The organism is Oikeobacillus pervagus (assembly GCF_030813365.1).
GTDB classification, from domain to species: Bacteria; Bacillota; Bacilli; order Bacillales; family DSM-23947; genus Oikeobacillus; species Oikeobacillus pervagus.
Genome location: NZ_JAUSUC010000067.1, coordinates 1 through 10591, shown reverse-complemented (window position 1 = coordinate 10591; position 10591 = coordinate 1). Strand labels below are relative to the sequence as shown.

Sequence of the window (10591 nt, the reverse complement as noted above, 5' to 3'; positions counted from 1 at the left end):
CCAGCGAACGTTACTATGACCTCTGCTGACTTCTTACGATTCATCTTCATGTCACCATGAGAATTGCACTGGCTCATTATCATTTAACTTGCACTGTGCCCTCGTAAGACCTCCCCCGGTAAGGGCGAATACTTTCCTCCCATGCAACTGCTAGATTTACTGTATAAGTTTCGGGCAGTATTGGACTTTGGTTTGTTAAGCAACCTTATCCGACTTAATTCAGCCTTATATCTAGTTTCTGTTCGTCAGTTCAGGAGTTTGCGTCCGACTTCCTTCAGCCACTACCTCACGATAGCCACCTTGTCTTTCGCTAACAGTTCCTACTGCCAAGCCTGTAGTGGACTTTCACCACCAAGTATCCGCCCATGCAGGGCGCACTTAGATTGGCGGTCGCTATTACTTTGCGACCGCCTTTTATTTGGTTGAAGGCTTTAAAGTGAAAATCATTACATGGGGGTTTTCTTCATTCCCACGAAATGTTAGTCACACTTAAGAACCCACGTCCTGCGGCTTTATCTGGCAAGTCACAACCTATCCGTCGTCACACTTTTATGAACAGTTATCCCCCATTTATCTTCTTCGAGTCCTCATCATTTTGAGATGGGGGTACTGCCCAGATATTAACAATTAAGAGGACTTATTTAATCACGAGTTCATCATTTTCAACATCGACCGTTGCTGTTCCATTCGAATGAATTTTTCCCGCGATTAAGGCACGAGCTAGTTTTGTTTCGATTTGGCGTTGAATAAATCGTTTTAACGGTCTAGCTCCATAGATTGGGTCATAGCCCTCTTTTGCCACAAAATCTTGAGCTCTTTCTGTTATGTCTAACGTGATTTCTTGCTCCTCTAGTCGTACCCCTAATTCTTTCATCAACTTTTTCGTAATGCCTTTAATATTTTCTAAACTCAAAGGTTTAAATAAAATAATATCATCTACACGATTTAAAAATTCCGGACGGAAATGTCTATTTAATTGGCTAAATACTTTATCTTTCGTGTCAGATGAAATTTCTTCCTCTCCATCGGCCCTTTCTAATAAAAATTGAGAGCCAATATTCGATGTCATGATCACAACTGTGTTTTTACAATCAATCGTTCTACCTTGAGAATCCGTTATTCTTCCATCATCTAACATTTGTAATAATATGTTAAACACTTCTGGATGGGCCTTCTCAATTTCATCAAGTAAGATGACCGAATAAGGTTTTCGTCTGATCGCTTCCGTTAATTGTCCACCTTCTTCATATCCAACATATCCCGGAGGAGCCCCAATTAATCGTGAAACGGCATGTTTCTCCATGTATTCAGACATATCGATGCGGATCATTTGATCTTCACTATCAAATAATGTCTGTGCTAATGTTTTAGCTAATTCTGTTTTCCCGACACCTGTAGGACCTAAGAAGATAAAGGAACCAATCGGTCTATTAGGATCTTTAATCCCTGCTCGCGCTCTTAGTACCGCATCACTTACAAGTTGAACGGCTTCATCCTGTCCGATGACACGTTCATGAAGAATATGATCAAGTCGAAGGAGTTTTTCTCGTTCCCCTTCTACAAGTTTTGTAACGGGAATTCCAGTCCATCTTGCGACAATTCCTGCAATTTCATCTTCCGTTACCTCTTCACGAAGTAATCGGCTTTCTTTGTTCTGTTCATGTAAAGCCTCTTCCTCTAATGCCTTAATTTCTTTTTCAAGTGCTGGAATTTTGCCATGACGTAATTCCGCCGCGAGATTTAAATCATATTGATTTTCTGCTTCTGATAATTCTCGACGCAACTTTTCTAATTGTTCTCTCTTTTCTTGAATACGGCTAATGGCCTCTTTCTCTTTCTGCCATTTTAATTTCATTTCATTTGCCTTTTCTTTTAAATTGGCTAACTCTTGACGGAGAACTTCCAGACGTTCCATACTTGATGGATCTTCTTCTTTTGTCAACGCAGCTTCTTCTATTTCCAACTGCATAACCCGTCTTGTCACCTCATCTAATTCACTCGGCATCGAATCAATTTCCGTCCGAATCATCGCACATGCCTCGTCAATTAAATCAATCGCTTTATCTGGTAAAAAACGATCAGAAATATATCGGTTCGATAAGTTAGCGGCAGCTACTAAAGCACGGTCATGAATATTTACCCCGTGATGCACTTCAAAACGCTCTTTTAACCCTCTTAAAATCGAAATTGTATCTTCTACAGTCGGTTCATCCACAAGTACTTGTTGGAAGCGGCGTTCAAGAGCAGGGTCTTTCTCAATATATTTGCGGTGCTCATCTAAAGTCGTTGCTCCAATACAATGTAGTTCTCCTCGAGCTAACATCGGCTTAAGCATATTTCCAGCATCCATTGCCCCCTCTGTTTTTCCAGCTCCGACAATCGTATGAATCTCATCAATAAATAATAAAATTTGGCCTTCACTTTTTTTGATTTCGTTTAGTACCGCTTTTAACCGTTCCTCAAATTCTCCACGAAATTTGGCACCAGCGATTAAGGAACTCATATCAAGAGAAAAAATGGTCTTATCTTTCAGTCCCTCTGGAACATCTTTTCGAACAATTCGGTGAGCTAACCCTTCTACAATTGCCGTTTTACCTACTCCAGGTTCCCCTATCAAGACGGGGTTGTTCTTTGTTTTTCTGGAGAGAATGCGGATGACGTGACGAATTTCTGCATCCCTTCCGATGACAGGGTCTACTTTACCTTCTCGAACTTCCGCAACTAAATCTCGACCATATTTCTTTAACACTTCATAACTTGACTCCGGATTTTGTGACGTCACTTTTTGATTCCCCCTTATTCCCATTATGATATTATTTATATCTTTTTTCTTTATCTTCTCTTTTTGTAAAAATGGCTCAATCTCATGATTATGGATTTCGAAAACAGCCAACACAATATGTTCAACTGAAACATATTCATCGTCTAACTTTCTCATTTCGTCCTCAGCTTTTTGAAGTAGCTGATGAAGGGAAGCAGACAAATAGGAACCATACTGAACTCCTCCCCCTTCTACTGTCGGCTTTTTCTTGATTAAATCTTGCAAAAAATATCGGATCTCTTGATCGGAAATCCCAGCTCTTTCAAAAATCGTTGCAAATAGACTTTCTTGTTGTTCGGTGAGTCCAAATAAGAAATGGGGAACATCAATTTCAGTATGTTTATATTCCTTGCAAAGTTGTTGGGCTGTGATGAAAGCTTGTTGAACTGAATTTGTCATCTTTTGCATATCCATACCTATCCCTCCGTCATTGACCTTTTTTGACCTTTAAACTATTATAATCGACGACAACTAAAAAGGTAAAGCCATCCAATTCGTGGATGGCTTGATTTTTTTAAAATGTTCATCATTTGTACTAATTTTACAAATTCACTAATATTCCGAGAAGGACGAAAAAACCATTGAATGAAGTTTCACCTTATGGTTTTCTTTTATAAGTCCAATAGCGATCGTCATTGGAATTTTCCGGAAAACGATCACCCGTTCTTAATTTTACTGATTTTGGATTTTTCACCATACTGCCTGTCTCACCAATTTCCACATAAATTCCATTATTAGGAGCCTTTTGACCAGCACGAAATTGTCTCTGTTGAGCCATAAGCCAACCTCCTTTTCCAAATTCATCAATCATATTCTGACACCAAAAGCCTCAAAACATACATTTAAAAAACAACAGGAAGAATATCCCCTGTACCAAGTCCTAAGCTTTATTTTTGAAAATAAGATGAATCATATAGTTCTTTTGTATATTATATAAGTTAAAAACGGTAAATTCGTTGTAAAAAATTATGTCTTTTCTTTGACTTTGTAGATAGTGAAAATTGTCCTATGCTATAGTGAAATCATGGAAAAGAAAAAAAGGTGATTCTTATGAAGACTAGTGTGCATATTCCTGAGGAAATTGTAACTCTTTTTAAACGAAATAATATAATAAAAACGGCGGAAAAAGGGAGTTTTTTGTTTAGAGAAGGGATGCCAGCTTCTAAACTTTATGTGGTAAAGGAAGGAAGACTTAGAATATGTAAAGTAGTTGCGGATGGGCGGGAACTTTCGCTAAAAATGTGTAAACCTGGTGATATTCTCGGGGAACTGGGATTATTCCAGCCAGACCAATTGTACTCCCATGATGCTAAAGTCATTGAAGATACGGAAATATATATTCTTTCAAAAGTTCAATTAGAAAATAAATTGATTGAACATCCTGATTTGATGGTTCAATGGCTAAAATGGGTGGAACTTGAAAATAAAAAATATCAATCTAAAGTGCGTGATTTGATGATCAATGGAAAAAAAGGGGCTCTCTACTCGACAATCGTAAGACTATGTAACAGCTTTGGAGTTAAAACTGAGGAAGGGATTCTCATTGATCTCTCCTTGACGAACCAAGAGATTGCAAACTTCTGTGGCACTTCTCGTGAAATGGTCAATCGTCTCTTAAACGAGTTAAAGAATAACGAAATTATCACCTTTGACAAAGGATACTTTACTATAAAAGATTTAAATTATATTAAAGGTGCACTTTGTTGTGAGAACTGTCCCATCGAAATATGTCAAATCGATTAGATTTCCTGTTAAGAAGAGTGCAAGCATTATCTTCTACTTGCACTCTCTCTATTTATTATCGAATCCCAAGTGCAATTTTCGCATAGCGAGACATACGATCTTTTGACCAAGGCGGGTTCCATACGATATTGACATCGACTTCTTTTACTTCTGGAAGATCATTTAAGGCCATTTTTACCTGATCTGTTATAACCCCAGCTAACGGGCAACCCATTGCCGTTAATGTCATCGTAATTGTAGTCTTTCCCTCTTCATCCATTTCTATATCATAAACTAACCCTAAATTCACAATGTCGATTCCTAATTCGGGGTCTATTACCTGTTCAAGTGCTCCCATTATACTTTCTTTTAATTCTGCATCCACTTTTTCAGCACTCCTTTCCTCTTTTATTATCTTTATCATAACAAACTTTTGAAGATTATATGATGATTTTCATCACAGCTTTTCTGAAAACCAGTTTACCAATTCAAGTGTGCCTGCTCTTGAAACCTTATGGCCTGACATTTTTTCGCCCATAAAATAAAGATCTTCAGGGTGTTCCTTATACTGATCTTGTATAGATAAATAAAAGTCATAAGTATTTTGAAACGGAACAATGGGATCTTTTTTCCCGTGCCAAAACATTAATGGTCGTCCTTCCAGCTTTTCAGGATGTTGACTTAAATCATACGGGTAAAGGGATTCTAAAATGCGATGAATTTCTGATGTTGAATAAGGAATTTCAAATCCTTTTTGTCGAACCTCATGAAGTTGCTGTTCTGCGTATTTTCTATAAGTAGGCGAACCCATAAGACTAACAGCAGTGTTAATCCAAGGGTATTGCGTTAAAGCTCCAAGTGTTACAATTCCACCCATGGATGTTCCTGCAAGTCCGATTCGACTTTCGTTTACTAACTCTCTTTCTACAAACGCATCTTTAATACCACTTACTTCCTCAATCGTCTGCAACACAATATCCCAAAAGCGAATTCCTAATTCATTTAAATCTAACCCTTGACTACGCTCACCATGAAAGTTTGCTTCTGGTAAAACAACACGGAAACCCTTTTCGGCTAAGTAGTATGCGTAATGAAGATTATGTTCTTTTGCACTTGTAAATCCGTGAATAAATATTATAAAAGGAAGTGGTTTCCCTATATTTGTTTGTTCAACAACATGTAATAAAGGAATATCACGAATTTTTTCTTGATCTACAATGAGCATTTCTCATACCTCTCTTTGTAATTATGTCTTGCTCTTATCTTATCCCATATAGAAAAAACTGTATAATTTTCTGTTTGAGAAAAGGTCATTTTTCATATTATTGGACTTTTTTCTTTTTTAACGATTACACTTATAATAACAAGTTTCTGGAAAGGGGAATAACATGACTGAAAAACATCTGATTGTATTGGATTTGGATGGGACATTATTAAAGGATGATAAAACGATCTCTCAAAACACAATGCAAACTTTACAGAAAGCGAAGGAAAAAGGACATGAAGTCATGATTGCTACAGGGCGCCCATATCGTTCAAGTGCTACTTATTATCAACAGCTGCAGTTAACAACCCCGATCGTTAATTTCAACGGTGCTTTTGTCCACCATCCTAAAGATTCTAGTTGGAAAATTCATCATACTCCAATGGACATTCGCACAGCAAAAGAAATTGTAGATGCTTGTCATGACTTTGACTTTTTCAATATTATAGCAGAAGTGTTAGATGATGTTTATTTTCATTACCATGACGAGCGTTTATTAAATATATTTGGTTTTGGAACCCCCTTAATTACAACAGGAGATTTACGTAAATCTTTAGAAAAAAATCCAACAAGTTTACTCATTCACGCTGAAGAACAACAAGTTGATCAAATCCGTCAACATTTAAACCATGTTCATGCAGAAGTGATTGACCACCGTCGTTGGGCAGCGCCATGGCATGTCATTGAAATTGTTCGAACTGGCTTAAATAAAGCGGTTGGAATCCAGAAAGTGTCCAAGCACCTCAATATTCCAAGAGAAAGAATTATTGCGTTTGGTGATGAAGATAATGATTTAGAAATGATTGATTATGCTGGAATCGGTGTTGCCATGGGAAACGGAATTGATGAATTAAAAACAATTGCCAATGAAATCACGAAAACAAATGAAGAAGATGGAATTGCCCATTTCCTAAAAGACCGTCTTTCCCTTTAATTTTTTCAAATGTAAGGGACAAATTGGATGTGTGTCTCTCTCCTTAATGTAACATAATATAAGCGAGTGCAACAGCACTCAAGCATGAACAAAAGCGAAAAGCGCCTCGTTCATCGGCGTACGGATTTCTCAAGTTTCGACTGAGATAAAGGAAACGAGAGCGAGGACCTTCACGAGCTGGTGTTAATCAACAGTTATAGTTCACTAATCATGGACAAAGGGGTGTTGTGTAATGGGTAAAAGTAATAAATCCAAACGTTTTGTGCAGCAGGGGAAAGATTCGATAACAAAGCATGCTGAGCGGTTCCCTTACAAAACAACCTATGCCGAAGCTGAAGCAGAAAAAATGAAGAACGTACATGATTCCTCGCTGGGAGGTTTTTAATATGGGAAATCAATTATTTCAAGAAGCACGTCAATTTGTCGAAGAAGCGAAGCAGCAACTTACATCTGAGTCGATTGACAAAGCCAAAAACTCCCTTTCATCTGCTTATACCAACACAACGATAGCGGAAAAACGCCAATTACGCGACCTGCAATATCAATTAGATCAACTACAGTAAAACATCAATCAGTGGGATTCCCCCACTGATTGCTATCCCTCCCTGAATTCATTCCCCAAAATAAAGAAGAATATTCCCTATTACTTTGCCTTTTTCTATGGAAATACACGAATTTATTGTCAATTTCTTTAAAGACCGTTAAACTTAATGAATAGGCATGTAGCACTGAACATATCCTTTTTTATCATCTTACTTCCAGCAATAAATTTTTTCATATTTATGATCATTAAAATGGAAGGTGAATAGAAATGACAATAAAATTATTTGCGGATAGTGCAAGTGATTTGCCCTTACAGTTTTACGAAAACAATGATGTAACACTGATTCCTCTTCGTGTAGAAATTGATAATCAAGAATATAAAGATCTGCTAACAATTGAACCAAAAGAAGTATATCAATCCATTCGTGAAGGGAAAATACCGAAGACATCACAGGCTTCCCCTGAGGTTCTCGGCAATCTTTTTACGAAATTAGCCGAAAGTCATCTTCCGGGAATTTATATCGCTTTTTCTTCTGAACTTTCAGGAACTTACCAAACAGCTGTTATGATACGGGATCAAGTAAAAGAGGAGCATCCTTCACTTGATTTAACGATCATTGATTCCAAATGTGCTTCATTAGGCTATGGATTAATTGTACACGAAGCGGCAAAACAATTAGGTAATGGGGCTTCTAAAGAAGAATTAATAGAAATGATTACAAATCGTTGTTCCCATATGGAACATTTATTCACAGTCGCAGATTTGGACTATATGGCAAAAGGTGGTAGACTATCCCGTTCATCCGCTTTTCTTGGCGGACTGCTAAATATAAAACCACTCCTCCATGTGGAGGAAGGAAAACTTATTCCCATTGAAAAATTACGGGGAAAGAAAAAATTGTTAAAGCGAATGTTAGATGTGATGGAAGAACGCGGTGTCGATCTCTCTTCTCAACTTATCGGAATTAGTCATAGTGATGACGAACAGACCGCATTAGAGTTAAAAGCCATGATTGAAGAAAGATTTGGTTGCAAACAATTCTATCTCAATATGATCGGGGCTGCTATTGGCGCACATGTTGGTCCGGGAACCCTTGCCCTTTTCTTCTTAAACCGTAATCTTTAACATAATACTACAAGCGAACGGTCATACTAATGGTAGAAGTTAGTTGGAAAGGAGTAAAGATAAATGCCACGTACATCTGATAATGATAAGAAGGCAAAAGACAATCAAGCATTGCGAGCAGAAAAGAATCAAATGAGAGAGAAGAATCGTCAGGCAGGAAGACATCAATATTCTAAAAAAACAGATCATCTATAAAGTGAAACTTCATTCAGTGGGGTTTTTCTTCATCCCCCACTGAATGTTAGTTGACCTTATATTCGTAAAGTAATGCTCTTCTGCTACAGATTTTATCATGCTGGAAAGCCCATCTGTTACTTTTTTCTACAATATTTTTATTTAAACATAATGAAAAACCGATAGAGAAAAAAATTTCCTTTCCTACCGGTTTGACCATCATCCTCTTTTTAAGAATCTTGTTTATTATTGCTTCTTCCCCGTTTCCAAACGATAAAAATAAAACTTAGAAACAATACATATACCGTCACTAATGCCGTTACATAAGAAAAATTGATACCTGATTTTTCTGCTAATGCATAGATTTCTGCTAGTTCACGGTCCATAATAATCGTATATGTCCCGTCTTCATTGCTTCTAACGAGGTCCCCATCCAGTAAGCCTCTTAGTTCTTTGTCGCTTTCGAGTTGGGCGGATGTTAATGTTACTTTTTGCGTTTTTGAGGAATTATTAATGGCGACAATAATGGTTTCGTCCTTATATTTTCGTTTATAAATGGTCATACCATCCTTGTCATATAATGGTTCATATGTTCCTCTTGTCAATGCTGGTAATTTTTGACGAAATTCCGCAATTTTTTTAATATAATCAATTAATTCTTTGTCCGCTCGAAAATTCATCATTTGGTGATTTTCAACACCTTGCCCTCCATCAAGAGCAATTTCGGAACCATAATAAACAAAGGGAATTCCCGGAATCGTATACAAATAAGTTAGTGCAAGCTTCCATCTAGTTCCTGGGAAAACATGTTCATTCACAATATCTCTTGTGAATCTTTCTATTTTGTGATTATCGAAATAATTGACCATTAATAAAGGATTTGCTACTGCTTTTTCCGTTTCTAATAAGACATCTCTTGTAGCTGTAGTTGGAGAATCTGTATTCTTATACTGATCACGTAAAGGCCCAACCATAAAAGGGTTTGTCAACCCATCTAACCCCATTTTTTCGTATTGCGATAGCTGCTTTACACCTTCAGGATTTACTTCAGCTAATAAGAAAAACGGCTTTTTCTCCTGATGGATAGCAGCTGAAAATTCCTTCCAAAAGGCTGGAGATACTTCTGTTGCATCGCTTAAATAGTAGCCATCAATATCGGTTTTATTGATCCACCATTTCCCAACCTTTATCATATAATCTCTTGCTTCAGGGTGCTCCAGATTGATTGAAACTAAATCCCCTTTCCAATCATAAGAACTCGCCTTCCCGTCACTCTTTAACCAGTTTGCCTTACTTGCATCTTGAACCCATTGGTGTTCGGGGCTAATATATTGGGCGGGGAATTCCATTAACACCCTCATCTCTCGTTTATGAGCTTCTTTAATGAGTTGCTGATATGTTTTTAAGGAGCCAAAGTTCTCCTCTGTTTTATAGAAATCTGTCACCCTATAACCATGATAGCCCTTCTTATCATTTTCAAAAATGGGACTCGTCACAATAGTTGTAAAGCCTTCCTCTTTTAATTCATCTAATTTATTTATAATTCCTTGAAAATCTCCACCTTGATAGGACTTTAGGTCTTGTTCATGCACATCAATATTATTTTTTATATCGCCATTTTGAAAACGATCAACCATTATATAGTATATTGTTTCATCCTGCCATTTCCGCTCTTCTTTTTCTACAGCTCCAACTGGGAGGGCGTAGAAAAGAAGAAACGGTATGAGCAACAGTGAAAAAAATCCCTTCTTCATTTCCGCTTCCTCCTAAGAAAATATCTTCATAAATTTAAGATTATCCTTTCCCACCAAATACGTCAAACCCAATCCATAAAATTCACCAAAAAGACAAAAAGAAAAGCGGAGGCGACTGATCAGCTGCGACAAGCAAATGAAAGGCCTTGGCGTAGCGTACTTTGCCACAGAAAGGACATTCATTTGACCTCGAGCAGCTAGGAGCCGCAGCTAGACAATGAAAAGCGGAGGCGACTGATCAGCTGCGACAAGC

At 37.5% G+C, this 10591-nt stretch carries 11 protein-coding genes; 6 read left to right on the top strand and 5 right to left on the bottom strand.

The window, feature by feature from the left end; genetic code table 11:
• Positions 1 to 637: 637 nt before the first annotated feature.
• Positions 638 to 3235 (bottom strand): ATP-dependent chaperone ClpB, encoded by a 2598-nt coding sequence (clpB, locus tag J2S13_RS15660; RefSeq protein ID WP_307258774.1) that lies wholly within the window; start codon positions 3233 to 3235, stop codon positions 638 to 640.
• 184 nt (positions 3236 to 3419) lie between these two features.
• The gene (locus tag J2S13_RS15655; protein WP_307258773.1) at positions 3420 to 3599 is read right to left on the bottom strand and encodes a YjzC family protein; all 180 of its coding nucleotides are present in this window, start codon (positions 3597 to 3599) and stop codon (positions 3420 to 3422) included.
• Between the two features lie 272 nt (positions 3600 to 3871).
• On the opposite strand from J2S13_RS15655, the gene J2S13_RS15650 reads away from it, so the two are divergent.
• The gene (locus J2S13_RS15650) at positions 3872 to 4564 is read left to right on the top strand and encodes a Crp/Fnr family transcriptional regulator (RefSeq protein WP_307258772.1); all 693 of its coding nucleotides are present in this window, start codon (positions 3872 to 3874) and stop codon (positions 4562 to 4564) included.
• 55 nt (positions 4565 to 4619) lie between these two features.
• Here J2S13_RS15650 and J2S13_RS15645 read toward each other — a convergent pair whose 3' ends face one another.
• Together J2S13_RS15645 and J2S13_RS15640 are read right to left on the bottom strand one after the other, a co-directional pair.
• Positions 4620 to 4928, bottom strand: coding sequence for a metal-sulfur cluster assembly factor (locus J2S13_RS15645; RefSeq protein WP_307258771.1), 309 nt, complete (start codon positions 4926 to 4928; stop codon positions 4620 to 4622).
• Between the two features lie 72 nt (positions 4929 to 5000).
• Positions 5001 to 5768 carry a prolyl oligopeptidase family serine peptidase gene (locus tag J2S13_RS15640; protein ID WP_307258770.1) on the bottom strand — a complete coding sequence of 256 codons (768 nt, stop codon included), beginning with the start codon at positions 5766 to 5768 and terminating at the stop codon, positions 5001 to 5003.
• Between the two features lie 163 nt (positions 5769 to 5931).
• Between J2S13_RS15640 and J2S13_RS15635 the strand changes: the two genes are divergently transcribed.
• The 5 genes from J2S13_RS15635 (at position 5932) to J2S13_RS15615 (ending at position 8605) form a co-directional block, all read left to right on the top strand.
• Positions 5932 to 6741, top strand: a complete 810-nt coding sequence (locus J2S13_RS15635) for a Cof-type HAD-IIB family hydrolase (protein ID WP_307258769.1) — start codon at positions 5932 to 5934, stop codon at positions 6739 to 6741.
• Between the two features lie 232 nt (positions 6742 to 6973).
• Entirely contained in the window at positions 6974 to 7126 is a 153-nt protein-coding gene (locus J2S13_RS15630; RefSeq protein WP_307258768.1) for a hypothetical protein, read from the top strand.
• A 1-nt stretch (position 7127) separates the two neighbouring features.
• Complete coding sequence (locus tag J2S13_RS15625; protein ID WP_307258767.1) at positions 7128 to 7304, top strand: DUF3813 domain-containing protein; 177 nt, start codon at positions 7128 to 7130, stop codon at positions 7302 to 7304.
• Between the two features lie 248 nt (positions 7305 to 7552).
• Positions 7553 to 8410 (top strand): DegV family protein, encoded by an 858-nt coding sequence (locus J2S13_RS15620; RefSeq protein WP_307258766.1) that lies wholly within the window; start codon positions 7553 to 7555, stop codon positions 8408 to 8410.
• A gap of 63 nt (positions 8411 to 8473) precedes the next feature.
• Positions 8474 to 8605 (top strand): DUF3941 domain-containing protein, encoded by a 132-nt coding sequence (locus J2S13_RS15615; protein WP_307258765.1) that lies wholly within the window; start codon positions 8474 to 8476, stop codon positions 8603 to 8605.
• Positions 8606 to 8814: 209 nt separating this feature from the next.
• On the opposite strand, the gene J2S13_RS15610 is transcribed toward J2S13_RS15615, so the two are convergent.
• Positions 8815 to 10338 (bottom strand): alpha-amylase family glycosyl hydrolase, encoded by a 1524-nt coding sequence (locus J2S13_RS15610; protein ID WP_307258764.1) that lies wholly within the window; start codon positions 10336 to 10338, stop codon positions 8815 to 8817.
• Positions 10339 to 10591 lie beyond the last annotated feature (253 nt).